Raw genomic sequence first — 23,338 nt, 5'->3', positions numbered from 1 at the left:
CCAACCTCACCAAAGCGGCCCGCACCCAGGGCTCCCAGGAAAGGTGCCACATGATCGAGATCCTCAACCCTGACGAGTTGTCCCGTGCAAGGCAGACGGGTGCCCTGGTCGCTGACATCTTGCAGTCGATCAAGGCCCGCAGCACGGTGGGAACCAACCTGTTGGACATCGACAGGTGGGCCAGGGCCATGATCACCGAGGCCGGTGCCAAGTCCTGTTACGTCGACTATGCGCCGTCCTTCGGGCGCGGGCCGTTTGGCCATTACATCTGCACGTCCGTCAACGACGCCGTGCTGCACGGGCTTCCGCACGACTACGCGCTGGCCGACGGCGACCTGCTGACACTGGACCTCGCGGTATCACTCAGGGGAATCGTTGCCGACTCCGCCATCACGTTCATCGTCGGCAATGCCCCGTCCCCGGAGAGCGCCGCGATGATCGCCGTGACCGAACGGGCCCTTGCCGCCGGAATTGCGACGGCCCGTCCCGGCGCCCGCATCGGGGACATTTCCTTTGCCATTGGAACAGTCCTCACCGATGCGGGATATCCGGTCAATACCGAGTTCGGCGGGCACGGCGTCGGTTCCACGATGCACCAGGACCCGCACATCGCGAACTCCGGGCGGCCGGGCCGCGGCTACAAGCTGCGCCCCGGACTGCTGCTGGCCCTGGAACCGTGGGTCATGGCGGACACCGCAGAATTAGTGACCGACGCCGACGGGTGGACCCTGCGCAGCGCAACAGGCTGCCGGACGGCGCACAGCGAGCACACGATCGCCATCACCGATGACGGGGCCGAGATCCTCACACTGCCGAAGTAACGGCTATACCGCTGCTGCTGTCAGGCGGTCCGGCCCAAGCCGGCAAGATAGGACAGCAGCAGACGCACGCCGAAGCCCGTCGCTCCCTTGGTGAGTTCCCGGCTGTCCTTGTTGGCACGTGCAGGTCCGGCGATGTCGATATGTGCCCACGGGACGCCGCCGGTGAATTTCTCCAGGAACAGGGCGGCAACAATCGCACCGGCGCCGAATTTTGCCTGCACCGGCGCAATGTGGGAAACGTCGGCAATGTCGGAGTCCAGCACAAAGCCGTACTCCGCCACCAGCGGCAGCTGCCACACGGCGTCGCCGGAGGCCTTCCCTGCCGCCTCCAACCGGGTGAGCAGCCCCGGGGCGTTGCCGAACAGCGCTGCGTGGTGCATGCCGAGTCCCAGGGCCGCCGCACCGGTAAGGGTGGCGACGTCCACCAGCACATCCGGGGCCAGCTCGGCGGCGGCATAGGCCATCGCATCGGCCAGGACCATCCGGCCCTCGGCATCGGTGTTGCCCACTTCGACAGTGGTCCCGTTGTAGGTGGTCACGACGTCGGCAGGCCGGTAGGAGGCTGCACCGATGGCGTTCTCAGCCAAAGCCAGCACCGCGGTGACCTTTACGGGCAGCTTCAACGCGGCTGCAGCCTCGGCCACGGCCAGGACCGCTGCCGCACCGGCCATGTCCGTCTTCATGGTCATCATGGCATCCCGCGGCTTAAGCGAGATTCCACCGGAATCGAACGTAATGCCCTTGCCCACCAGGACAACGTGCGGCACGTCCCCGCCGTCGGGCTGGTAGGTGGCCTCGACCAGCCGCGGCGGATGCTCGGATCCGCCGCCTACTGCCAGCAGCCCGCCGAATCCTTCGGCGCGCAGCTCGAACTCGCCGCGGACCCGAACCGTGAGCCCGCTGCGCCCGGCAATCGCCCGTGCCTGCTCCGCCATCCAGTCCGGCGTAGCCGTCTCGGCCGGCGTGTTGGTCAGGTCGCGGGCAATCCACACTGCCTGTGCGGTAACCGTGGCACGTTCGGCTGCGGCAGCATCCAGTCCGGTCAGTTCAAGGTGTGCCGCAATCGGTGCCGGCGGTTCGGTGATACCCGCACGCGGCGGCCGGTAACCGCCGAGCAGGAAGCCCTCAAGAAAAGCTTCCTGCGCGGACGGTTTCAGCCCGTCCACCACGCTTCCGCGCACCCGCTTGGCGCCCATCGTGGCGCGGGCCAACGCGGCACCGGCACGCCGCAGCGCAGGCTCCGACACGTCGCCGGCACCCACGTAAATCAGTTTTCCGGGCAGGTCCGCAGCATCGCGGGGCGGCTCGATCACAAGGATCTCCCCTGCCCTGCCGGTAACTTTCGCGCTGCGGGCCCGGTCGGCGATGTCGGCGCCGTACCGCAGCGCCGCTTCGACGGCACCGCGCCGCGGCTGGGGAACCGGGTTTGCTGCCTCGTCGGCGTCTTCGGGACCGGAGCCGGCCGGCGCAGGGGTCATGGCCACTGCCAGGACGTCGACGCCTTCAGCCGGGACCGGATGCAGTCCGCTTCCCGACTCCGCCTTTCCAGTCCGTGCGTTCAACGCAGCCAGGGCAGTGACTCCCGGCAGCGATGCGGTGATGTAAGGCGACGCCGGAGCGGATCCGGTCCGGTCTGATGGCTTCGGAGGCAGCTGCATGAATTAAAGGCTAGCCCGTAACGCCCAGAAGGCAGTCTTTCAGCTTGCCTGCTTCTTCCACATTCAGCTCAACCACCAGGCGTCCGCCGCCGTCTATCGGCACCCTCAAGATGAGGCTGCGCCCCTCCTTTGTAACCTCCATGGGACCGTCTCCCGTCCTTGGTTTCATCGCAGCCATTTCGAGATTCCCCTTTCACAGCGCCCGGTTTAACCGGATCACCTGTAATCCGCTGCCGATGGAAGTAAAATATCCGCCCGGCAATTGCTGTCATTATTCCGTACAAGTACCGGGCAAACGAAATTTCGTGTGTCGCGGGCCACAAATCAGGGTGGATAATCCCCTCCGCCGGGTAATTGCGTCCACCGCCAAAGCCACACCACCCAGACGATCTGCAGGACTGCGAAGGCAACCGCGACGGTCCCCCGGTAGGCCCTGGACCGGCTAAGCCAGGCGGTGGCAAGCGCCAGCGGAAACAGCGGCAGCAGAAGGCGGAACGTGCTGGTCTGCGGGTTCAGGAACACCAGGAGGTAAAGCAGATAGCTTGCACACCACAGCTGCAGTTCCAGCCCGAGCCGCCGGACGGGCGGGGACATCAGGTAGAGCGCGGCGCCTGCCACCAGCACCACCAGCGCCACGGGTCCGAACAGCGGCCCCAGGAGGTGCTGGGACATGGTGAGCCAGGGTTTGAAGGGAACCAGGTCCCCGAAGCGCCAGGCACTCTCCGTGTCCGTGTAGGCGCGGATGTCCGAGGTGGCGGCCCATGCGATGACCGGCCAGGCCAGCGCCGAGAAACCGGCCGCCGCAGTCAGGGCGGTCAGCCGCCATGCCTGACCGGCTGGGAACGGCACCTGCCCGCGTCGCAGGAACCGCACAACCAGCACCAGCCCGACCGCGAGCGCGAAGGGAACGCCCACCGGCCGGGAGAGACACATCAGGGCCACCACCGGGATGGCGGTGAGGTAGCGCCCGGACAGGAAGAGGTACAGGGCCCCGGCAAGAAGCAGCAGGTTCAGTGACTCGGCGTAGGGGATCTGCAGGATCGGGGACACGGGGAAGACCGCCACGAAGAGCACTCCCCACATGGCGGTGCCTTTCCCTGCCCGCAGCCGGAAGAGCCGGTAAATGACAAGTGCTGCGGCAAAGCCCGCCAACGTGGCCGCCACGGGGGCCAGGACGTTCCAGCCCAGGCCCGTTACGGCGTCGAGCCCCCGCACCAGCATCGGGAACAGAGCATAGAAGGCCCACTCGTTCTCCACGGCATTGCCCGCCGCATCCCGCGGAACGCTGTCGGGATAACCGTCGGAGAAGATCCGGAAGTACCACTCGGCGTCCCAGATGTTGATGAAGTCCCAGTACGCCGGCGATGCGTCCCACCACGGGCCCGCCGGCTGGAACCGGGCGGTGGCGGCGAGCACGGCGTAGGAGAAGAGGCGGGCCGCCAACCACAAGGCGAGGACCTGGAGGTACCACGGCCACCGCTGGACGGCGGCAGCGGCACGGCCCGGCGCCGTCTTTGCCCGGAGGTTCACGGAGGACCTTTCAGCTGATTCAGTTTCCATGGCGCACCCAGCAGGAGTCGAGGTGGTCATTGACGTAGCCGGTGGCCTGCATCATCGCGTAGGCGGTGATGGGCCCGACAAACCGGAAGCCCCGTTTTTTCAGCTCCTTGGCCAGCGCGGCGGACTCCGTCGTAGCGGACGGGACCTCGGCCAGTGTCTGCGGCGCGGGCCGGTCGGCCGGAGCGCGGTACCGGTCCAGCAGGCTGCCGAGGCCTTCATTCTCCGGCAGCTTCACCAGTGCACGGGCGTTGTTGATCACCGCATCGATTTTGACGGCGTTGCGCACAATGCCGGCATCGGACATCAGCCGCGCCCGGTCGGCGTCGTCAAAGGCCGCCACCGCCTCCGGGTCGAAACCGGCGAACGCGGCGCGGAACGCCTCACGCTTGCGCAGGATGGTGATCCAGCTGAGGCCGGATTGGAAGGCTTCCAGGCTCAGGCGCTCGAAGAGGGCAGCCTCGCCCTCCACGGCACGCCCCCATTCCGTGTCGTGATAGTGCTGGTAGTCCTCGCTGGCCAGCGCCCAGCCGCAGCGCAGCCGCCCGTCCGCGCCCGGCACGGCAGTCAATTCCCGTCTCCGTCAGCAAGGTTGCTCCGGCCCGCTGCTTCAAGCGTGCGGATCCGGGCATCGCGTTCCTCGAGTGCTTCGGCGAACCGGTCCAGTACCGTGTCCACCTCGTCCATGCGGTAGCCGCGCAGGGCCACGGAGAACCGGAGCCGGGAAACGTCGCCGGCCACAGGGTGCTCAGGCAGCAAAACGGGCGGCAGCCGGGGATCCGGCTCCGGCAGGCCCTGTACGGCCGCCGGAATGGTGCCGGCGGGTCCCGGGCGCAGCCGGCCGATGCCGAATACGGCAGCCAGGCCCAGCACGGCGATGGCGAGGAAGACCAAGAGGAATGTCACAGGACCATGGTGCCAGATGGCGCCGGTCCCGGGCGGGGGCCGGCCGGCTAGGGGGAAACGTGTCCTGCGCTGTCCGCGATCATCAGCCGTACCGCGTCCGCCGGGTCATCCACTACGTGCAGGAGCTTGAGGTCCGCCTCGCCGACCATGCCCTCCGCCAACAGGGTCTCGCGGATCCAGCCCAGCAGCGGATTCCAGAACTCAGTGCCGATCAGCACAATCGGGAAGGAGGTCACCTTCTGCGTCTGCACCAGGGTCATGGCCTCGAAAAGCTCATCCAGGGTGCCGAACCCGCCGGGCAGGACAATGAACCCCTGCGCGTACTTGACGAACATGGTCTTGCGTACGAAGAAGTACCGGAAGTTGACCCCCAGATCCACCCACTCGTTCAGGCCGGTCTCGAAGGGAAGTTCGATCCCGAGGCCCACGGACAGGCCGTCCGCCCCCACGGCCCCCTTGTTGGCGGCCTCCATGGAGCCGGGCCCTCCCCCGGTGATCACGGCGAGGCCCGCTTCAGCCAGCAGCCTGCCCACCTCTTCCCCCAGCTTGTAATAGCGCGATCCGGGAACGCTGCGGGCCGAACCGAACACGCTCACGGCAGGACCCAGCTCGGACAGCGTGCCGAAGCCTTCCACGAACTCGCTCTGGATCCGCAGCACCCGCCAGGGGTCGGTATGCGTGAAATGGGTGGCATCCGACGAGTCCAGCAGGAAACGGTCCGACTGCGGGGTCAGGGCAGCGCCCCGGCGCAGCTCCACCGGCCCCCGCTTGCGCGGACGGTCGGACATGGGACTTGAGGCATCGCTGATAGGCATTCTTCTAGGCTAGCCGTGATGGCGCCGCTGGCAACGCGGCGGGCTCCATCGGCGAGGTTAGCTCCGGGCAGGTTGCGCTTACGTCACAATTACGTGCCCGAATGGCCCCTGACACACGCCGGCAATAATCAATGGTTAGATTTTCCTTATGACCAGTGACACATCCCCAGGTAAATCCGTGCCTGAATCCGCTGCACCGCTCGTTTCGCTGAAGAACGTGAACAAGCATTTCGGGGACCTCCATGTCCTGCAGAACATCAATCTCGACATTGCCCGCGGCGAGGTAGTGGTGGTGATCGGACCCTCCGGGTCCGGCAAGTCGACCCTGTGCCGTGCCATCAACCGCCTCGAGACCATCGACGACGGCGAAATCACCGTTGACGGCGCCGTCCTGCCGGCCGAAGGCAAGGCCCTTGCCAAGCTGCGCGCCGACGTCGGCATGGTTTTCCAGTCGTTCAACCTTTTCGCGCATAAGTCCATCGTGGACAACGTTTCCCTCGGACCGGTCAAGGTCCGCAAGTCCAAGCCTGCCGAGGCCAAGAAACTGGCCATGGAACTGCTTGAGCGTGTGGGCGTGGCCAACCAGGCGAACAAGCTTCCGGCGCAGCTTTCCGGCGGCCAGCAGCAGCGCGTAGCCATTGCCCGCGCGCTGGCCATGAAGCCGAAGGTCATGCTCTTCGACGAGCCCACCTCCGCCCTCGATCCGGAAATGATCAATGAGGTGCTGGACACCATGGTGGGCCTGGCGAAGGACGGCATGACCATGGTGGTCGTCACCCACGAGATGGGCTTCGCCCGCAAGGCGGCGGACCGGGTGATCTTCATGGCCGACGGACAGATTGTCGAAGAAGCCACTCCCGAGGAGTTCTTCACGAACCCGAAGAGCGACCGCGCCAAGGACTTCCTGGGCAAGATCCTCTCCCACTAGAACCGTTCCAAGCACTACACGCTCCACCAGCAGTACCGGGGTTTCACCAGTTGGGGGCAACCCTTATGAGGCTAGGTCCTCCGCTTTTGCGCGGAGGACCGCAATGCAAGGAGAAAACATGCGCAAGACCCGTTACGCCGCTGCGGCCATCGCCGCCGTGGCAGCCCTGACCCTGTCCGCCTGCGGCGGCGATTCCGGTTCCGAATCCGGCAGCAGCGAAGCCGCCACCGAAGGCTCCGGCGAGCAGATCCGTATCGGCATCAAGTTCGACCAGCCCGGCCTGGGCTTCGACGAGGGCGGCAACTACGCCGGCTTCGACGTCGACGTCGCCAAATACGTCGCCAACGAACTGGGCTACCCCGAGGACCAGATCAAGTTCATTTCCAGTCCCTCCGCCCAGCGCGAGAACATGCTGGAAAATGACCAGCTGGACATGATCTTCGCAACCTACTCCATCACCGATGCCCGTAAGGAAAAGGTTGCTTTCGCAGGACCGTACTTCGTGGCCGGCCAGGACCTTCTGGTTCCCGTCGACAGCGACATCAGCGGCCCCGAGGATCTGGACGGCAAGAACCTCTGCTCCGTCACCGGCTCCACCTCGGCACAGAAGATCAAGGACAACTACGCCGCCGGCGTGAACCTGCTGGAGCAGCCGAGCTACGCCGAGTGCGTGACCGCCATGCAGGGCGGCTCCATTGACGCCGTCACCACTGACGACATCATCCTTGCCGGCCTGGCCTCGACTGACGCCAACAAGGGCCAGTTCAAGGTTGTCGGCAACACCTTCTCGGAGGAGAAGTACGGTGTCGGCCTGCCGAAGGAAGGCGGCATCGTCAAGTGCGAGGACATCAACGCAGCCATCACCAAGATGGTCCAGGACGGTGCGTGGGAGGAAGCCATCAAGAAGAACACCGAAGGCGCCGACTACACCTTCAATGAAGACCTGAACCCGCCGACGCCTGACGCCTGCGCCTAGTTCCTGCACGTTCCACCCCCGCGGGGAAGCCGGCGATAACCTCCGGCTTCCCCGTTGCGGGTTTTCTTCCACCGTAAAGAGGTGAAACATGGAGGGTTTTACTGCCCTCTTCGAGCAGTACGACGTCCTCGGCGCTTTCTGGGTCAATATCCAGCTCGCGTTCTGGGCCGCGCTCTGGTCGCTGATACTCGGTACCGTACTGGCGCTGATGCGGATCTCACCGATCCCCAGCCTGCAGTGGTTCGGTGCCGCCTACGTCAACATTTTCCGCAACACCCCGCTGACCATCATCATGGTGTTCGGCTCACTGGCGCTGTGGTCGCAGCTGAACGTGAGCCTGTCCAGCGACTTCACCACCAACTTCTTCCGCCTTGCCGTGCTGTCGCTGACCGTCTACCACGCAGCATTCTTCTGCGAGGCCATCCGCAGCGGCGTCAACACGGTTCCGCTGGGACAGGCTGAGGCCGCCCGCGCCATCGGCCTTGGGTTCCTGGAAGCAGCCCGGCTGGTCATCATGCCGCAGGCCTTCCGCGGCGCCATCGCCCCGATGGGCAATGTGCTGATCGCCCTGGTCAAGAACACCACCGTGGCCGCCACGGCCGGCGTCGCCCTGGAGACCTCGAGCATGATGAAAACCATGATCGAGTTCAATCCGAACCTGATGACGCAGATCTTCCTGACCTTTGCCATCGGCTACGTCATCATCGTTATCCCCATCGGCCTGCTCACCACCTGGGCCTCGAAGAAACTGGCGGTCGCACGATGAGCGCACAGAATGTCCTGTTTGATGCCCCCGGGCCCAAGGCCCGCCGGAACATCATGGTCGGCAACATCCTGGGCGTGCTGCTGATCGCAGCGCTGCTCTGGGTGGCGATCTCCGGGCTGGCGGACAAGGGCCAGTTCGACGCCGCCAAGTGGACGCCCTTCCTGGAGTGGCGGACCTGGGAGTACTTCATGCTCCCGGGACTGCTCTCCACGCTGAAGGCTGCCGCCGTGGCCGTGGTGACGTCGATTGTCTTCGGCCTGCTCTTCGGCATCGGGCGCCTTTCGGCTTTCAAGCCGATCAGCTGGGCCTGCGGGCTCGTGGTGGAGTTCTTCCGCGCGGTTCCCGTGCTGCTGATGATGGTGTTCTTCTACCAGTTCCTCTCCAAGTCCACTTCGGTGAATCCGGAACAGGTCCCCTTCTACGCCGTTGTCATAGCCCTCACCCTGTACAACGGTTCGGTGATCGCGGAACTGGTCCGCTCCGGCGTCTTCGGTCTCCCGAAGGGCCAGCGCGAGGCCGGCCTCGCCATCGGCCTGACACCGGGCCAGTCGCTCCGCAGCATCGAGATGCCGCAGGCGCTGGTGGCCATGCTGCCGGCGCTGCTGAGCCAGTTCGTGGTCATCCTGAAGGACTCCGCGCTGGGTACCTTCATCGGCTACACCGAACTGCTGGACTACGCACGCCGCCTGGCCGCGGGTGAAGGCAACATCCTGCCCGCACTGCTGGTTACCGCCGCGATCTTCATCGCCCTGAACTGGCTGCTCACGTTTGCCGCGCAGCGCCTCTCCCGGCGCCTGGGCGCACGTGCCGGCAAGGTGCTGAAGATCGAAGACACGATCGAGCCCGAGGGCATCGAAGCTCCGGTTCCGGCTGCCGCACCGGCAAAGGGCGCGGCCAAATAGGCTCACCAGCCCCGGACAGCTAACGAAAAAGGAGAGGACCGGCACTATGCCGGTCCTCTCCTTTTTCGCTGCCCTTAGGCTCTTGTCGACGCGGGAACCGCGGCCGGCCTAGCTCAGCCAGGACCTCAGCGCCGCCAAGCAGTCCCGGATGGCGGCAGCGTGTACATGTTCGTCATCGGTGTGCGCCAGCAGGGCGTCCCCGGGGCCGAAGTTCACGGCGGGAATCCCCAGCGCACTGAACCGGGCGACGTCGGTCCAGCCGTATTTCGGTTTCGGTTCGGCGCCCACGGCGGCCACGAAGGACGCGGCAGCCGGCAGGGTCAGTCCCGGCCGGGCGCCGGCCGCGGCATCGGTCCGCACGACGTCGAACCCTGAAAGCAGCTTCCGGACGTAGGCTTCGGCTTCCTCGATGCCTTTGTCCGGGGCAAAGCGGTAGTTGATTTCGACGGTGGCGGCATCCGGAATTACATTGCCCGCTGTCCCGCCCCAGATCCGGACGGCGTTCAGGGACTCACGGAAATCCAGGCCCTCGACGTTCACCGTGGCCGGTGAGTGGTCCCGCAGCCGCACCAGGATGTCCGCCGCTGCGTGGATGGCGTTCTCCCCCATCCAGGCCCGCGCGGAGTGCGCGGCGCGGCCGGTGGTGGTGGCGTGGAAGCGCATGGTGCCGTTGCAGCCGCCCTCCACGGTCCCGTTGGTCGGCTCCAGGAGGACGGCGAAGTCCGCCTTCAGCCAGTCCGGATGGCTGCGCTCCAACCGGCCGAGCCCGCTGAGGGAAGCGTCGACCTCTTCGTGGTCGTAGAAAACGTAGGTGATGTCCCGGGCGGGCTCGGTGAGAGCGGCAGCCAGGGCCAGCTGGACCGCCACACCGCCCTTCATATCGGTGGCACCGCGGCCGTAAAGCACGTCCCCGTCCCATGCCGACGGTACGGTCCCGCGCGACCCCGGCACCGTCGGCAGCGGCACGGTGTCCAGGTGGCCGGCAAGGATGATCCGCTCCGCCCGGCCAAGCCGGGTCCGAGCCACCACGGAGTCCCCGTCGCGGGACACTTCGAGGTGGGGGCAGGCACGGAGAGCGGTCTCGACGGCGTCCGCCAGGGCGGTCTCGTTTCCGGAAACGCTCTCGAAATCCATCAGGGCCGCGGTCAGGTCCGCGACATCGCCGAAAAGATCCAAGGAAGGCACAGATGCATCAGTCACCCTCCCACAGTACCGCTCGGTAGACTGGGAACCATGACTGTAAGCGCTGCCCCCACACCCGCTGGAACCCCCGATACCCGTACTGCCTCAGGCCTCGGCCTGGCCACCGTCACCTCCGACGGCGTCGTGCTCGATGTCTGGTTCCCCAGCCCCGCTCTGGGTGATGCCGCTTTCGACGCGGCCCTGAAAGACGATCTCGATGCCGCCGCCGAAGCAATGGCCGACGGTATCCGCGGCACCCACGGCGAAGTGCTGGAAACCCGGATCGACCTCGACGCCGCCCCCGCCGACACCGCCGACGCCTACCTCCGCCTGCACCTGCTCTCGGCCCGCCTGGTCCAGCCCAACACCATCAACCTTGACGGCATCTTCGCTGCCCTGCCCAACGTGGTCTGGACCAACCACGGACCGTGCGCGGTGGCCGACTTCGAGGCGGTCCGCCTGCGGCTGCGCAGCCGCGGCACCGTGACCGTCTACGGCGTGGACAAGTTCCCCCGCATGACCGACTACGTACTGCCCTCCGGCGTCCGCATTGCCGACGCCGGTCGGGTCCGCCTCGGCGCCCACCTCGCCGCAGGCACCACCGTGATGCACGAAGGCTTCGTCAACTTCAACGCCGGCACCCTCGGCACGTCCATGGTCGAGGGCCGCATCTCCGCCGGAGTAGTCGTGGGCGACGGGACCGACGTCGGCGGCGGCGCCTCCATCATGGGCACCCTCTCCGGCGGCGGCAAGGAAAAGATCACCCTGGGCGAACGTGTCCTCCTGGGCGCGAACTCCGGCGTCGGCATCAGCATCGGTGACGACAGCGTGGTTGAGGCCGGGCTGTACGTGACGGCCGGGACCCGGGTCACCGTCCTCGACGGCGGCGAGCCCCGCCTGGTGAAGGCCGCTGAACTCTCGGGCGTGCCCAACCTGCTGTTCCGCCGCAATTCCGCCACCGGCGCGGTGGAGGCACTGCCCCGCAACGGACGCACCGTGGAACTGAACTCCGCGCTGCACGCGAACTAGCGGCCGGACACCATGCAACTGCTCCAGCAGCATGAAACCCGTTCCTTCCGGGTGCTGGTCCTGCTGCTGGCGCTGTGCGTGGCGGCGTTCGCTGCCTTGTTCGCTGTTTCCGCGCTCTCGGGAAAGAAGCAGGCACCGGTGATCACTGAACGCTGCGTGGCCGTTGTGGGCGGCGCGGAATACTGGCTGACGCTGGAACAGGCGGCGAACGCCTCAATCATTTCCGGGGTGGCGGTGGCCCGCGGGCTGCCGCCGCGGGCCGTCTCCATTGCCCTTGCCACTGCCCTGCAGGAATCGGGGCTGCGCAACCTGGACTACGGCGACGACGCCGGTCCGGACTCCCGCGGCCTCTTCCAGCAGCGCCCGTCGCAGGGATGGGGCAGCGAGGAACAGGTGATGGACCCCGCCTACGCCGCCACCGCCTTCTACAACGGCCTGGAGCAGGTCCCGGGCTACCTGGAGCTTCCGATCACGGAGGCGGCGCAAGCGGTCCAGCGCAGCGCCTTCCCGGACGCGTACGCCAAGCATGAGGGTCCTGCCCGGGCCTTCGCTTCCGCCCTGACCGGGCAGACCCCTACAGCTCTCTCCTGCACCCTGCGGGCTCCGGTTGAATCCGCCGATCCCGCGCTGAGCGCTGCCGCCGTCGAAGAAATCTACGGACCGCTGAACGGGTCCGTGCTGGGCCCGCTCTATCTGGCCGACGTCGAGGGTGCCTACGGCTGGTCCGTGGCCCAGTGGTTCGTCGCCAATGCCAAGGCGCTCGGGATCGAGTCCGTCGCCTATGACGGTCGGACCTGGCACCGGGGTACCGCCGTCTGGTCCGAATCGGACGCCGCACCCGGGCAGGTGGCCGTGACGGCGTTCAGTCTCCCCGCGGAATAAAGGGGTCCGCCGCGGGACCGCCGCCGCGGATACGGACGAGCGAGCGTTTAGGCTTAGAACCATGCGCATTTTAGTTACCGGTGGCACCGGTTATATCGGATCCCACACCACTCTGGCCCTCCTCGAAGCGGGCCACGACGTGGTAGTCCTGGACAACCTCCAGAATTCAAACGAGGAATCGCTGCGGCGGGTCCAGGAGCTGACCGGCCGCAAGGCGGAATTCATCAAGGCCGACCTGCTGGATGAAGCGGCGCTCGAAGCGGCATTCGACGGCCGCTCCATCGACGCCGTCATCCACTTCGCCGGGCTGAAGGCAGTGGGTGAATCGGTAGCTAAACCGCTGTACTACTACACCAACAACGTAGTCGGCACCATCAACCTGCTGCACGCCATGGACCGGCATAACGTCCGGACCATCGTCTTCAGCTCGTCAGCCACCGTCTACGGCGCATCCGAGGAGGTCCCCCTCACCGAGGACTCCCCCATGGACGCCGTGAACCCCTACGGGCGCACCAAGGAGCAGATCGAGGACATCCTCAGCGATCTCGGTGCCGCCGATGAACGCTGGAGCGTTGCGCTGCTGCGGTACTTCAACCCCGCCGGCGCCCACGAATCCGGCCGGATCGGCGAGGATCCCACCGGTGTGCCGAACAACCTGCTGCCGTTCGTGGCGCAGGTTGCCGTTGGCCGCCGCGAAAAGGTCATGGTCTTCGGCAACGACTACCCCACACCGGACGGCACCGGCGTCCGCGACTACATCCACGTAGTGGACCTTGCCGCAGGCCACCTCGCCGCACTCAACTACTTGAGCGAGGCCCCCGGCGTACACCGCTGGAACCTGGGCACGGGCAACGGCTCGTCCGTCCTGGAAGTCCTCTCGGCCTTCTCCGCCGCCGCAGGCAAGGAAATCCCCTACGAGTTCGCCGAGCGCCGCCCGGGAGATGCCGCCGTCAGCTACGCCGACCCTGCCGCCGCGCACGCGGACCTCGGCTGGCGGGCCGAACGCTCCCTGGCGAGCATGTGCGAGGACCACTGGCGCTGGCAGAAGAACAACCCCGAGGGCTACGCCGCCCCGTAGGGATTAGAAAAGGGAAGGTCCCCGGAATTTTCCGGGGACCTTCCCTTTTCTGTTTTTACAAAACCGATCAGCGCTGCGGGTAGTTGCGCTCCGGTGCGCCCGTGTAGAGCTGGCGCGGGCGGCCGATCTTCGTCTGCGGGTCCTGCATCATTTCACGCCACTGGGCAATCCAGCCCGGCAGGCGGCCAATGGCGAACAGGACCGTGAACATCTTCTCCGGGAAGCCCATGGCCTTGTAAATCAGGCCCGTGTAGAAGTCCACGTTCGGGTACAGCTTGCGCTCGATGAAGTAATCGTCCGCCAGTGCCTTCTCTTCCAGGCGCATGGCGATGTCCAGCAGCTCATCGTTGCCGCCGAGCTTGGCGAGGATGTCATGGGCGGTGGCCTTGACGATCTTGGCGCGCGGGTCGTAATTCTTGTAGACGCGGTGCCCGAAGCCCATGAGCTTCACGCCGTCTTCCTTGTTCTTGACCTTTTCCATGAAGGTCTCCGGCTGCATCCCGGTGGCCTGGATGTCGCGCAGCATGTTCAGCACTGCTTCGTTGGCCCCGCCGTGCAGCGGTCCGAAGAGGGCGCTGATGCCGGCCGAAACCGAAGCGAACATGTTGGCGTTGGAGCTGCCCACCAGACGGACGGTGGAGGTGGAGCAGTTCTGCTCGTGGTCCGCATGCAGGATCAGCAGCAGGTCCAGGGCCTTGACCAGGTCCGGATCGATTTCGTACGGCTCGGCCGGCAGGCCGAAGGACAGCCGCATGAAGTTCTCCACCAGGTTCATGGAGTTGTCCGGGTACAGCATCGGCTGGCCGATGGACTTCTTGTGCGCGTAGGCCGCGATCACGGGCAGCTTCGCCATCAGGCGGACCGTGGAGAGCTCCACCTGTTCTTCGTCGAACGGGTCCAGGGAGTCCTGGTAGAAGGTGGACAACGCACTGACCGCCGAGGACAGTACCGGCATCGGGTGCGCGTCGCGCGGGAAGCCGCCGAAGAAGCCCTTCAGGTCCTCATGGAGCAGGGTATGGCGCCGGATCCGCTGGTCGAAGTTCTCCAGCTCGGTCGGCGTCGGCAGTTCCCCGTAAATCAGCAGGTACGAGGTCTCGAGGAAGCTCGAGTGCTTTGCCAGCTGCTCAATGGGGTACCCGCGGTAGCGCAGGATGCCCTGGTCGCCGTCGATGTAGGTGATCGCGGAGGTGGTGGCCGCCGTGTTCATGAAGCCGGGGTCAAAAGTGACGGTGCCGGTCTGCTTCAGCAGCTTGGAAACGTCGAAACCGTTGTTTCCTTCAGCTGCGGCAACGCGGGGCAGTACAAGCTCGTCTTCCGGGTTCGGCCCGTACTGGAGCTTGGCACTTGGTTGCTCAGTCATTAATTCTCCTTTAGGAGTTTTTGAAACCGCCGCTATGTACATCCGCTTCCGACGGACATAGTGCATTCCACTAAACTATTTCGCTAAAACGCTACCGGTTTCAGTGCCCTTACCACTAATCGAGGCGGGCACCGTTGTACAAGCGCAACATGGCTGGGCGCAGTATTACGGTGCAGTGCCCAATACTATTCCTGCGAACCCGCGTGCAGGCGCTCGGCGGCTGCACGGATGCCGTCGTCCGTGCCGGTGAGGGCAATCCGCACGTAGCCGGCACCGGCGTCGCCGTAGAAAACGCCGGGACCCACCACTATTCCCAGTTCCGCGAAACGTGCCACGGTGGTCCAGGTATCCTCGCCCGCACTCGCCCACAGGTACAACCCGGCTTCCGAGTGCTCGATCTTCAGGCCGAACGCCTCGAGTGCCGGAACGAGCCGGTTGCGGCGGGAGCGGTAGAGGTCCTTCTGTGCCGCCACGTGTGCGTCGTCGCGCAGCGCAGCGGCCATGGCGGCCTGTACGGGCGCGGGGACGATCATCCCGGCGTGCTTGCGGCTGTTGACCAGGTTGGCGATCAATGCCGGATCTCCCGCCGTGAACGCAGCGCGGTAACCGGCCATGTTGGACTGCTTGCTCAAGGAGTACACCGCGAGCAGGGAGTCGGTGCTTCCGCCGCTGATCCGCGGATCCAGGATGCTGGGGACGGGTTCGCCGCCTTCAGCGGGATCCCACTGTCCCCAGCCGAGTTCGGCATAGCATTCGTCCGAGGCAACCACTGCGCCCAGGGCACGGGCTTCTTCGACGAGGGTGCGCAGCGACTCGGCGGAACGCACAATGCCGGTGGGGTTGCCCGGAGAGTTCACCCAGACCAGCCGTACGCGCGAACGCGTCTGCTCGTCCAGATCGGAGAGGTGGTCCGCGGCTACCGCCGTGGCGCCGGCGAAGACCGCACCCATGTCGTAGGTGGGGTAAGCCACCACGGGCCGGACAACGACGTCGCCCTCCCCCAGCCCGAGCAGCAGCGGCAGCCAGGCAACGAGTTCCTTCGAACCCACGGTGGGCAGCACGGCCGCCGGATCCAGCCCGGACACGTTCCGGCGTCGGGCAAACCAGTCGACGACGGCGGCGCGCAGGTCCGCGGTGCCGTGCGTTGTGGGATAGCCCGGGGCATCCGAAGCAGCTGCCAGCGCGTCGCGGACGACGGCGGGCGTTGGATCCACGGGGGTGCCGATGGACAGGTTCACCGCTCCATCAGGATGCTCTGCTGCCCGGCGCTGGTAGGGCGCCATGGCGTCCCAGGGGTACTCCGGCAGGTCCAGCCCGAAGGCCCGGGACGCCGCGGCGCTCATGCCTGGTTCTGCGGCGGCAGGGCCGCGATGATCGGGTGATCCGTGTGCGTGTTGCCTACCTTGGCAGCGCCGCCGGGAGAGCCCAGGACGTCGAAGAACTCGACATTGGCCTTGTAGTACTCGGCCCATTCCTCGGGAGTGTCGTCTTCGTAGTAGATGGCCTCTACCGGGCAGACGGGTTCACAGGCCCCGCAGTCGACGCATTCGTCCGGGTGGATGTAGAGGGAGCGTTCGCCTTCATAGATGCAGTCCACGGGGCATTCTTCGATACATGCCTTGTCTTTTACATCCACGCACGGCTGCGCAATTACGTACGTCACGTCCCTTGCCTTCCTGATCTGCGGACCGTCGGCCGGTAGGACGGCGGGTCGCTGGGTGTTGGTTCCACGTTAGTAGCCTTGTCCATTATCTCCCAGCCGGAGCGTCCCGGTGACGCCGGCCCCTCCGTAGGATGGAAGGATGACGCACGAAGAACCTGCCGCCCTGCTGCGCGGCCTGCAGCCCGGAGTGCGCGTCGTCGTCCGCTACCGGATCGACGGCGGCTTCACGGACGCTCTGGGCACCCTCAGCGACGTCGGGACGGACGGGTGCACGGTCTCCACCCGGCGCGGCGAGGTCCTTATCGCCTATCCGCTGGTCACCGCGGCCAAAACCGTCCCGCCCGCTCCCCCGCGCCGCGCTGCGCGGACACGTCCGCTGTAACCCGCGAAAACCGCATGAAAAAGGCCGCCGGAACTTTTGTTCCAGCGGCCTTTTACGTGATCTTGAATTCTGCGGATGCCTAGGCAGCGGTCCCGGCGGCCCGGTCCCGGCCAAGCACGCGTGCGCAGACCAGCACAGCTGCCACGGTCGCGACAGCCTGCCCGAAGAGCCAGACCAGTCCGGCAGTCACTACCGGCGGCTGCTCCGGGGCGGAGGAACCGGTCACGATCAGGGGTACCTCACTGACGAGGTCCAGGGAAAAGAGTCCCAGCACCAGGTAGGTGATCACGCCGGTGACGGCGCTCAACAGCGCACTGCGCTGCCAGAGGCCGACCAGCAAGGCCAGGGCACCGCTGAACACTACGGCCAGCAGGGCACCGACGGGCAATCCGTCGTCGCCCGCATACACCACGTGGCCGTGCAGGGAGGTACCCAGCAGAGCCGCCAGGATCCCCCCGATCACAGCCACAAGAGGCCCCCGCCAGCGCGGGGACCTCTTGCCGGTTTCAGCCGTGGCGGAAATGACTAGGCCTTGGCGCGGGCGCGGTTGGCCTTGGCACGGTCGTTCGCGTTCAGGACCAGCTTCCGGATACGGATGGACTCCGGAGTGACCTCCACGCATTCGTCCTCACGGGCGAATTCGAGCGACTCTTCCAGCGTGAGCTTCCGCGGCGGGGTCAGGTTCTCGAAGGTGTCCGAGGAAGCGGCACGCATGTTGGTGAGCTGCTTTTCCTTGGTGATGTTCACGTCCATGTCATCGGCGCGGGAGTTCTCGCCGACGATCATGCCCTCGTATACCTCGGAGGTGGGCTCCACGAAGAAGGAGCCGCGTTCCTGCAGCTTGATCATCGCGAACGGGGTGACGACGCCGGAGCGGTCGGAGATCAGCGAACCGTTGGTGCGGTACTCGATCGGACCGGCCCAGGGCTCGTAGCCCTCGGCGATGGAGGAGGAGATGCCGGCGCCGTGGGTTTCCGTAAGGAACTTGGTGCGGAAGCCGATCAGGCCACGGGCGGGAACGATGAATTCCATGCGGACCCAGCCGGTGCCGTGGTTGGCCATGTTGACCATGCGGCCCTTGCGGACAGCCATCAGCTGCGTCACGGCACCCAGGTATTCCTCGGGTACGTCGATGGTCATGTGCTCCATCGGCTCGTTGACCTTGCCGTCGATGATCTTGGTGACCACCTGCGGCTTGCCGACCGTCAGCTCGAAGCCTTCGCGGCGCATCTGCTCCACGAGGATGGCCAGGGCGAGCTCGCCGCGGCCCTGGACTTCCCAGGCATCCGGACGCTCGGTCGGAAGGACCTTCAGCGACACGTTGCCGATCAGTTCCTTGTCGAGGCGGTCCTTGACCTGGCGGGCCGTAACCTTGGCACCCTTGACCCGGCCGGCCAGCGGCGAAGTGTTGATACCGATGGTCATGGAGATCGCGGGATCGTCCACGGTGATCAGCGGCAGCGGCTTGGGGTTGTCGACGTCGGTCAGGGTTTCACCAATGGTGATGTCCTCGATACCGGCTACAGCAACGATCTCGCCCGGTCCGGCGGACTCGGTCGGAACGCGGTCCAGTGCCTTGGTGGCCAGCAGTTCGGTGATTTTGACGGTCTTCATGGTGCCGTCGTGACGTGCCCAGGCAACGGTCTGGCCCTTGCGCAGGGTGCCGTTGAAGATACGCAGCAGGGCGAGGCGGCCCAGGAACGGGGAAGCGTCAAGGTTGGTGACGTGCGCCTGGAGGACACCCTCGGGGTCGTACGTGGGAGCCGGGATGTGCTCGATGATCGTCTGGAACAGCGGTTCCAGGTTGTCGTTCGCGGGGGCTGAACCGTCGGCCGGCTGCTCCAGGGAAGCGGCACCTACGCGGGCTGCGGCGTAGACAACGGGAACGTTCAGGATCAGGTCCAGATCGAGGTCCGGAACTTCGTCGGCGAGGTCGGAGGCCAGGCCGAGCAGCAGGTCCATGGACTCGCTGACGACTTCGTCGATCCGGGCATCGGGACGGTCGGTCTTGTTGACCAGGAGGACTACCGGCAGCTTCGCGGCCAGAGCCTTGCGCAGCACGAAGCGGGTCTGGGGCAGCGGGCCTTCGGAAGCGTCAACCAGCAGCACAACGCCGTCGACCATGGACAGGCCGCGCTCGACCTCGCCGCCGAAGTCGGCGTGGCCGGGGGTGTCGATGACGTTGATGGTGATGGTTTCGCCCTTGGCGGCCGGACCGTTGTAGAACACGGTGGTGTTCTTGGCCAGGATGGTGATGCCCTTTTCGCGCTCCAGGTCACCGGAGTCCATCACGCGGTCTTCCACGTCACCGTGGGCGGCAAACGAGTTCGTCTGCTTCAGCATGGCGTCGACGAGAGTCGTCTTACCGTGGTCAACGTGGGCCACAATCGCAACGTTGCGGAGATCGCTTCGTACTGCGGTATTTACAGCCGTGTTGGTTTCTGACATGCGTGAGGACTCAATTCATAGGAGATCAGTTCGGGGTGTATCTTTTTCGGCCGGATGGGTACCGGCGTTTCCGGCTGTTCTGTACGAATGCTGATTCAATCGCTTGCTCAATCACCAGTCAGAATCCACCGAAGGCCCCGCCGTCAGCGGGCACGCTAACATTCTAGTCGCAATACCATACGATCCCTAATGCACGCCTTTGCGGGGCGAACCAAACCCCGCTGTTTCGAGGCGCGGACAGGGCGTGGGGCAGGCGCTGTCTCGGGCCGTGCCGGACACACTGAAGGCGGGGAACCTGTCCGGTTCCCCGCCTTCAGTGCATGTGCTGCCAGGCCGCTAGGCGACTTCGGGCGGCAGTTCCAGGCGTGAGCCCGGGATGGCCGCCAGCAGTGCCTGCGTGTAGGCCTGCTGCGGGGCGTCGAACACCTCGTCCGTGGTGCCGGTCTCCACGAGCTTGCCCTTTTCCATCACGCAGACGAAGTCCGCGATCTGCCGGACCACGGCCAGGTCATGGGTAATGAACAGGTAGCTCAGTCCCAGCTCCGACTGCAGGTCCGCCAGCAGGTTCAGGATCTGGGCCTGCACCAGGACGTCCAGCGCCGAAACCGCTTCGTCGCAGATGACCACCTCGGGATCCAGCGCCAGGGCCCGCGCAATCGCGACGCGCTGGCGCTGGCCGCCGGAGAGCTCGTTCGGGAAGCGGCGCATCACCGATGACGGCAGGGCCACCTGGTCAAGGAGCTCGCGCACCTTGGCCTCCCGGCTCTTGGACGTGCCGATCTTATGCACCCGAAGCGGCTCTTCGATGGTGCGGAAGATGTTGTACATCGGGTCCAGGGAACCGTACGGATCCTGGAAAATCGGCTGCACCCGGCGGCGGAACTCGAACATCCGCTTGCTGTTCAGCGTGGTCATATCCACCCCGTTGAACAGGATGGAGCCGCTGGTGGGAGTCTCGAGGTTCAGCACCATGCGGGCCACAGTGGACTTGCCCGAGCCGGACTCGCCCACGACGGCGGTGGTGGTGCCGCGCTTGATGTCGAAGGAGACGTTGTCCACGGCGGTGAAATCCGTCGACTTGCCGAGTCCGCTGCGGAGCTTGAAGACCTTCGTCAGGTCCTTCACCTCAATGACGTTATCCGCAGCCTTCAGCTTGGCATCGTCTTCGGAGGTCAGCAGGTCTGCGCTCTCGAGGCCGCGGCTCTTCGCAGAGTCGATGCGCTTGGAGGCCAGGGAGGGTGCCGATTCCACGAGCTTACGCGTGTAGGGGTGGCGGGGGTTGGTAAGGATTTCCAAGGCCGGCCCGGATTCCACCACGCGTCCCTTGTACATGACGACGACCTTCTGGGCACGTTCCGCGGCCAGGCCAAGGTCGTGAGTGATCAGCAGCACCGCGGTGCCCAGTTCCTCCGTGAGGGTGCCCAGGTGGTCCAGGATCTGCCGCTGGACGGTGACGTCCAGCGCCGACGTCGGCTCATCGGCGATGAGCAGTCGGGGCCGGCAGGACAGGCCAATGGCAATCAGTGCGCGCTGGCGCATGCCGCCGGAGAACTCGTGCGGGTACTGCTTGGCGCGGCTTGCCGCATCCGGCAGGCCGGCCTGCTCCAGGACCTTGGCGATGTCCGCCGCGGAGTGGGGCAGCCCATTGGCGCGCAGGGTTTCCTTGACCTGGAAACCGATCTTCCACACCGGGTTCAGGTTGGACATCGGATCCTGCGGAACCATGCCGATCGAATTGCCGCGCAGCTCCTGGATCCGCTTGGCGCTGGCATTGGAAATGTCCTCGCCGTCAAAGAGGATCTGGCCTGCGCTGACCCGGCCGTTGCCGGGCAGCAGGCCGATGGCCGCCAGCGCCGTCGTCGACTTGCCGGAACCGGACTCACCCACGATAGCCACGGTTTCGCCGGGCATGATCGTCAGGTGTGCGTCACGGACTGCTTCCACGTCGCCGTTTGCGGTGGCAAAGGTGATTGCCAGGTCGCGGACTTCCAACAGGGGCTTCACAGCCGCGTTTTGTGTATTGATGGTCATCGTTTGCGCGCCTTCGGATCAAGAGCATCACGGACCGCGTCGCCGAGCATGATGAAGCTCAGCACGGTGATGGAGAGGGCGGCCGCAGGCCAGAGCAGCGTTGAGGGGTTGGACCGCAACGAAGACTGGGCGGCCGAGATGTCGTTGCCCCAGGACATGATGCCCGGCGGGAGCCCGATGCCCAGGAAGGACAGCGTGGCTTCCGCAACGATGAACGTGCCCAGCGAGATGGTGGCGATCACGATCACGGGGGCGGTGGAGTTGGGAATAACGTGCTTCACCAGTGCCGAGAACCGCGAAACGCCGAGGGAGCGGGACGCCACCACGAAGTCCGCGTTGCGGACCGAGATCACGGCGCTGCGGGTGATGCGGGCGACCTGGGGCCACCCGAAGATCAGCAGCGTGAAGACCACCGTCATGACCGTGCGGTTCTCGCGGAAGGTCGGCAGCTGCATGATGATGATGGCGCCGAGGATCAGCGGCAGGGCGAAGAAGATGTCGCCGACCCGGGCGAGGATGGCGTCGAGCCATCCGCCGTAGTAGCCGGCCAGCGCTCCTGCGATGCCGCCGATGATTACGACGGCCAGTGTGGTCAGCACTCCCACCATCAGGGACGCGCGTGTGCCGTAAATGACGCGGGCGTAAACGTCGCAGCCCTGGAAGGTGAAGCCCAGCGGGTGCCCCGCCGTAGGTGCACCGTTGGAGTTGGCCAGCAGGCAGTTTTCATCCGGTGACGCATTCGTGAATAGGCCCGGGAAAGCCGCGACCGTGAGGATCAGCAGGATAAGCAGGGCGGAAATGATGAACAGCGGCTGGGTACGCAGGTTGCGCCAGGCCTCCCCCCAGAGGCTCAGCGGCTGGACGTCGTCCTTGACGCTGTCGGTCGCCGCCAGAGGGGTTTCCTCCAGCGGAGCGACGTAGTGCTCGATGTTTGTGGTGTCTTTATGCATAACGGATCCTCGGATCAAGCCAGGCGTACAGGAGGTCTACCAGGAGGTTGGCGATGACGTAGACGAAGACGAGGACACTCACGATCGACACGATCGTCGGCCCCTCTCCCCTGATGACTGACTGGTAAAGTCGCTGTCCCACTCCGGGGACGTTAAAGATGCCTTCGGTGACGATGGCGCCGCCCATCAGCGCACCCAGGTCCGCCCCGAGGAAGGTCACCACGGGAATCAGGGAGTTGCGCAGGATGTGCACGGTGACCACGCGCGGCCGGGAAAGCCCCTTGGCGGTGGCGGTGCGGACGTAGTCGGCGTTCATGTTCTCGATAACCGAGGTGCGCGTCAGGCGCAGGACGTAGGCGAAGGACGCCAGGCCCAGGACCACTGCCGGCAGTATCAGGTCCGCCCAGCTGGCGTCGCCGCCAACCGTTGGGCTGGTCCATTGGAGCTTGACGCCCACCAGGAACTGCAGCAGGAAGCCGAGCACGAACACCGGGATCGCGATCACGATCAGGGAGACAACCAGGACCGTGCTGTCGAAGATCTTGCCCTTCTTCAGGCCGGCGATCAGGCCGAAGGCAATACCGAAGACCGCTTCGAAAAGCAGGGCCAGCACGGCGAGGCGCATAGTCACGGGGAAGGCCTGGGCCAGGACGGCCGAAACCTCGCGGCCGGAGAAGTCGACCCCCAGGTTAAAGGTGACCAGGTTCTTCAGGTACAGCAGGTACTGGACGATGAAGGGCTGGTCCAGGTTGTACTGGCTGCGCAGCTGTGCGGCGACGGCCTCGTTAACCGGCTTATCGCCGAAGAGTGCGGCAATGGGGTCTCCCGGGAGGGAGAATACGAGGAAGTAAACGAGGAAGGTTGCCCCGAAGAAAACGGGGATCATTTGGAGGAAGCGTCGAATGACGTAGCCGGCCATTAGGGGTGGCCTCCTGCCAGCTGTGGGGGATTGAAGTCTCGCATTTTTTTCTATGCCTGTTCTTGATAGAACCCGAAATACAAGC

The 23,338-nt window shown here is 65.5% G+C and carries 24 protein-coding genes; 9 read left to right on the top strand and 15 right to left on the bottom strand.

Annotation, left to right across the window (positions count from 1 at the left end; translation table 11 throughout):
* Nucleotides 1–50 precede the first annotated feature (50 nt).
* Nucleotides 51–821 carry a type I methionyl aminopeptidase gene (gene map / locus NNX38_RS05595; RefSeq protein ID WP_255797104.1) on the top strand — a complete coding sequence of 257 codons (771 nt, stop codon included), beginning with the start codon at nt 51–53 and terminating at the stop codon, nt 819–821.
* Nucleotides 822–841: 20 nt separating this feature from the next.
* Here the strand turns inward: map and NNX38_RS05590 are convergent, their stop codons facing one another.
* The 6 genes from NNX38_RS05590 to NNX38_RS05565 all read right to left on the bottom strand — a co-directional run bounded on the left by NNX38_RS05590 (nt 842) and on the right by NNX38_RS05565 (nt 5,757).
* The gene (locus NNX38_RS05590) at nt 842–2,479 is read right to left on the bottom strand and encodes a M17 family metallopeptidase (RefSeq protein ID WP_255797103.1); all 1,638 of its coding nucleotides are present in this window, start codon (nt 2,477–2,479) and stop codon (nt 842–844) included.
* A 10-nt stretch (nt 2,480–2,489) separates the two neighbouring features.
* Nucleotides 2,490–2,657 (bottom strand): DUF3117 domain-containing protein, encoded by a 168-nt coding sequence (locus NNX38_RS05585; protein ID WP_146361313.1) that lies wholly within the window; start codon nt 2,655–2,657, stop codon nt 2,490–2,492.
* Between the two features lie 146 nt (nt 2,658–2,803).
* Nucleotides 2,804–4,039: a hypothetical protein gene (locus NNX38_RS05580; protein ID WP_255797102.1), complete on the bottom strand. Its 1,236-nt coding sequence runs from the start codon at nt 4,037–4,039 to the stop codon at nt 2,804–2,806.
* Nucleotides 4,029–4,607 (bottom strand): DNA-3-methyladenine glycosylase I, encoded by a 579-nt coding sequence (locus NNX38_RS05575; protein WP_304661519.1) that lies wholly within the window; start codon nt 4,605–4,607, stop codon nt 4,029–4,031. Before NNX38_RS05575 ends, NNX38_RS05580 begins: the two co-directional genes overlap by 11 nt.
* Complete coding sequence (locus NNX38_RS05570; protein WP_255797101.1) at nt 4,604–4,942, bottom strand: DivIVA domain-containing protein; 339 nt, start codon at nt 4,940–4,942, stop codon at nt 4,604–4,606. The genes NNX38_RS05575 and NNX38_RS05570 overlap by 4 nt, the downstream gene beginning before the upstream one ends.
* 47 nt (nt 4,943–4,989) lie before the next feature.
* Complete coding sequence (locus NNX38_RS05565; protein WP_255797100.1) at nt 4,990–5,757, bottom strand: TIGR00730 family Rossman fold protein; 768 nt, start codon at nt 5,755–5,757, stop codon at nt 4,990–4,992.
* 148 nt (nt 5,758–5,905) lie between these two features.
* Between NNX38_RS05565 and NNX38_RS05560 the strand changes: the two genes are divergently transcribed.
* The 4 genes from NNX38_RS05560 (at nt 5,906) to NNX38_RS05545 (ending at nt 9,329) form a co-directional block, all read left to right on the top strand.
* Entirely contained in the window at nt 5,906–6,685 is a 780-nt protein-coding gene (locus tag NNX38_RS05560) for an amino acid ABC transporter ATP-binding protein (RefSeq protein WP_229949810.1), read from the top strand.
* A gap of 118 nt (nt 6,686–6,803) precedes the next feature.
* Entirely contained in the window at nt 6,804–7,661 is an 858-nt protein-coding gene (locus tag NNX38_RS05555) for a glutamate ABC transporter substrate-binding protein (RefSeq protein WP_255797099.1), read from the top strand.
* Nucleotides 7,662–7,749: 88 nt separating this feature from the next.
* Nucleotides 7,750–8,427 carry an amino acid ABC transporter permease gene (locus tag NNX38_RS05550; RefSeq protein ID WP_227918455.1) on the top strand — a complete coding sequence of 226 codons (678 nt, stop codon included), beginning with the start codon at nt 7,750–7,752 and terminating at the stop codon, nt 8,425–8,427.
* A complete protein-coding gene (locus NNX38_RS05545) occupies nt 8,424–9,329 on the top strand; it encodes an amino acid ABC transporter permease (protein ID WP_255797098.1) in 906 nt (301 codons plus the stop codon). The genes NNX38_RS05550 and NNX38_RS05545 overlap by 4 nt, the downstream gene beginning before the upstream one ends.
* 108 nt (nt 9,330–9,437) lie before the next feature.
* Here NNX38_RS05545 and dapE read toward each other — a convergent pair whose 3' ends face one another.
* Nucleotides 9,438–10,529, bottom strand: coding sequence for a succinyl-diaminopimelate desuccinylase (gene dapE, locus NNX38_RS05540; RefSeq protein WP_255797097.1), 1,092 nt, complete (start codon nt 10,527–10,529; stop codon nt 9,438–9,440).
* Nucleotides 10,530–10,562: 33 nt separating this feature from the next.
* Between dapE and dapD the strand changes: the two genes are divergently transcribed.
* The 3 genes from dapD (at nt 10,563) to galE (ending at nt 13,500) form a co-directional block, all read left to right on the top strand.
* Nucleotides 10,563–11,540 (top strand): 2,3,4,5-tetrahydropyridine-2,6-dicarboxylate N-succinyltransferase, encoded by a 978-nt coding sequence (gene dapD, locus NNX38_RS05535; protein WP_255797096.1) that lies wholly within the window; start codon nt 10,563–10,565, stop codon nt 11,538–11,540.
* A gap of 12 nt (nt 11,541–11,552) precedes the next feature.
* A complete protein-coding gene (locus NNX38_RS05530; protein WP_255797095.1) occupies nt 11,553–12,422 on the top strand; it encodes a hypothetical protein in 870 nt (289 codons plus the stop codon).
* 61 nt (nt 12,423–12,483) lie between these two features.
* Nucleotides 12,484–13,500, top strand: coding sequence for a UDP-glucose 4-epimerase GalE (gene galE / locus NNX38_RS05525; RefSeq protein ID WP_255797094.1), 1,017 nt, complete (start codon nt 12,484–12,486; stop codon nt 13,498–13,500).
* A 67-nt stretch (nt 13,501–13,567) separates the two neighbouring features.
* On the opposite strand, the gene NNX38_RS05520 is transcribed toward galE, so the two are convergent.
* The 3 genes from NNX38_RS05520 to fdxA form a co-directional block, all read right to left on the bottom strand.
* Nucleotides 13,568–14,860, bottom strand: coding sequence for a citrate synthase (locus NNX38_RS05520; protein ID WP_229949818.1), 1,293 nt, complete (start codon nt 14,858–14,860; stop codon nt 13,568–13,570).
* 185 nt (nt 14,861–15,045) lie between these two features.
* On the bottom strand, nt 15,046–16,203 hold the full coding sequence (gene dapC, locus NNX38_RS05515; protein ID WP_255797093.1) for a succinyldiaminopimelate transaminase: 1,158 nt from the start codon (nt 16,201–16,203) through the stop codon (nt 15,046–15,048).
* The gene (gene fdxA / locus NNX38_RS05510) at nt 16,200–16,523 is read right to left on the bottom strand and encodes a ferredoxin (protein WP_227918473.1); all 324 of its coding nucleotides are present in this window, start codon (nt 16,521–16,523) and stop codon (nt 16,200–16,202) included. The genes dapC and fdxA overlap by 4 nt, the downstream gene beginning before the upstream one ends.
* A 139-nt stretch (nt 16,524–16,662) precedes the next feature.
* On the opposite strand from fdxA, the gene NNX38_RS05505 reads away from it, so the two are divergent.
* On the top strand, nt 16,663–16,905 hold the full coding sequence (locus NNX38_RS05505) for a hypothetical protein (protein WP_255797092.1): 243 nt from the start codon (nt 16,663–16,665) through the stop codon (nt 16,903–16,905).
* 79 nt (nt 16,906–16,984) lie between these two features.
* Here NNX38_RS05505 and NNX38_RS05500 read toward each other — a convergent pair whose 3' ends face one another.
* The 5 genes from NNX38_RS05500 to NNX38_RS05480 form a co-directional block, all read right to left on the bottom strand.
* Nucleotides 16,985–17,374 carry a hypothetical protein gene (locus NNX38_RS05500; RefSeq protein WP_255797091.1) on the bottom strand — a complete coding sequence of 130 codons (390 nt, stop codon included), beginning with the start codon at nt 17,372–17,374 and terminating at the stop codon, nt 16,985–16,987.
* 56 nt (nt 17,375–17,430) lie between these two features.
* Nucleotides 17,431–19,353 (bottom strand): translational GTPase TypA, encoded by a 1,923-nt coding sequence (gene typA / locus NNX38_RS05495; RefSeq protein ID WP_229949826.1) that lies wholly within the window; start codon nt 19,351–19,353, stop codon nt 17,431–17,433.
* Nucleotides 19,354–19,689: 336 nt separating this feature from the next.
* Complete coding sequence (locus NNX38_RS05490) at nt 19,690–21,384, bottom strand: ABC transporter ATP-binding protein (RefSeq protein WP_255797090.1); 1,695 nt, start codon at nt 21,382–21,384, stop codon at nt 19,690–19,692.
* On the bottom strand, nt 21,381–22,334 hold the full coding sequence (locus NNX38_RS05485) for an ABC transporter permease (protein WP_229949830.1): 954 nt from the start codon (nt 22,332–22,334) through the stop codon (nt 21,381–21,383). The genes NNX38_RS05490 and NNX38_RS05485 overlap by 4 nt, the downstream gene beginning before the upstream one ends.
* Entirely contained in the window at nt 22,327–23,253 is a 927-nt protein-coding gene (locus tag NNX38_RS05480; RefSeq protein WP_255797089.1) for an ABC transporter permease, read from the bottom strand. Before NNX38_RS05480 ends, NNX38_RS05485 begins: the two co-directional genes overlap by 8 nt.
* Between the last annotated feature and the right edge of the window lie 85 nt (nt 23,254–23,338).

The sequence above is a fragment of the Arthrobacter sp. zg-Y238 genome (assembly GCF_024385525.1).
GTDB lineage: Bacteria > Actinomycetota > Actinomycetes > Actinomycetales > Micrococcaceae > Arthrobacter_B > Arthrobacter_B jinronghuae.
Note: the sequence above shows the minus strand (reverse complement) of the source record. Positions and strands in the feature narration are given on the sequence as shown.

Coding starts and splice junctions, on each gene's coding strand:
- map (WP_255797104.1), top strand. CDS start 51: ATGATCGAGATCCTCAACCCTGACGAGTTGTCCCGTGCAAGGCAGACG.
- NNX38_RS05590 (WP_255797103.1), bottom strand. CDS start 2,479: ATGCAGCTGCCTCCGAAGCCATCAGACCGGACCGGATCCGCTCCGGCG.
- NNX38_RS05585 (WP_146361313.1), bottom strand. CDS start 2,657: ATGGCTGCGATGAAACCAAGGACGGGAGACGGTCCCATGGAGGTTACA.
- NNX38_RS05580 (WP_255797102.1), bottom strand. CDS start 4,039: ATGGAAACTGAATCAGCTGAAAGGTCCTCCGTGAACCTCCGGGCAAAG.
- NNX38_RS05565 (WP_255797100.1), bottom strand. CDS start 5,757: ATGCCTATCAGCGATGCCTCAAGTCCCATGTCCGACCGTCCGCGCAAG.
- NNX38_RS05560 (WP_229949810.1), top strand. CDS start 5,906: ATGACCAGTGACACATCCCCAGGTAAATCCGTGCCTGAATCCGCTGCA.
- NNX38_RS05555 (WP_255797099.1), top strand. CDS start 6,804: ATGCGCAAGACCCGTTACGCCGCTGCGGCCATCGCCGCCGTGGCAGCC.
- NNX38_RS05550 (WP_227918455.1), top strand. CDS start 7,750: ATGGAGGGTTTTACTGCCCTCTTCGAGCAGTACGACGTCCTCGGCGCT.
- NNX38_RS05545 (WP_255797098.1), top strand. CDS start 8,424: ATGAGCGCACAGAATGTCCTGTTTGATGCCCCCGGGCCCAAGGCCCGC.
- dapD (WP_255797096.1), top strand. CDS start 10,563: ATGACTGTAAGCGCTGCCCCCACACCCGCTGGAACCCCCGATACCCGT.
- NNX38_RS05530 (WP_255797095.1), top strand. CDS start 11,553: ATGCAACTGCTCCAGCAGCATGAAACCCGTTCCTTCCGGGTGCTGGTC.
- galE (WP_255797094.1), top strand. CDS start 12,484: ATGCGCATTTTAGTTACCGGTGGCACCGGTTATATCGGATCCCACACC.
- NNX38_RS05520 (WP_229949818.1), bottom strand. CDS start 14,860: ATGACTGAGCAACCAAGTGCCAAGCTCCAGTACGGGCCGAACCCGGAA.
- dapC (WP_255797093.1), bottom strand. CDS start 16,203: ATGAGCGCCGCGGCGTCCCGGGCCTTCGGGCTGGACCTGCCGGAGTAC.
- NNX38_RS05505 (WP_255797092.1), top strand. CDS start 16,663: ATGACGCACGAAGAACCTGCCGCCCTGCTGCGCGGCCTGCAGCCCGGA.
- typA (WP_229949826.1), bottom strand. CDS start 19,353: ATGTCAGAAACCAACACGGCTGTAAATACCGCAGTACGAAGCGATCTC.
- NNX38_RS05490 (WP_255797090.1), bottom strand. CDS start 21,384: ATGACCATCAATACACAAAACGCGGCTGTGAAGCCCCTGTTGGAAGTC.
- NNX38_RS05485 (WP_229949830.1), bottom strand. CDS start 22,334: ATGCATAAAGACACCACAAACATCGAGCACTACGTCGCTCCGCTGGAG.
- NNX38_RS05480 (WP_255797089.1), bottom strand. CDS start 23,253: ATGGCCGGCTACGTCATTCGACGCTTCCTCCAAATGATCCCCGTTTTC.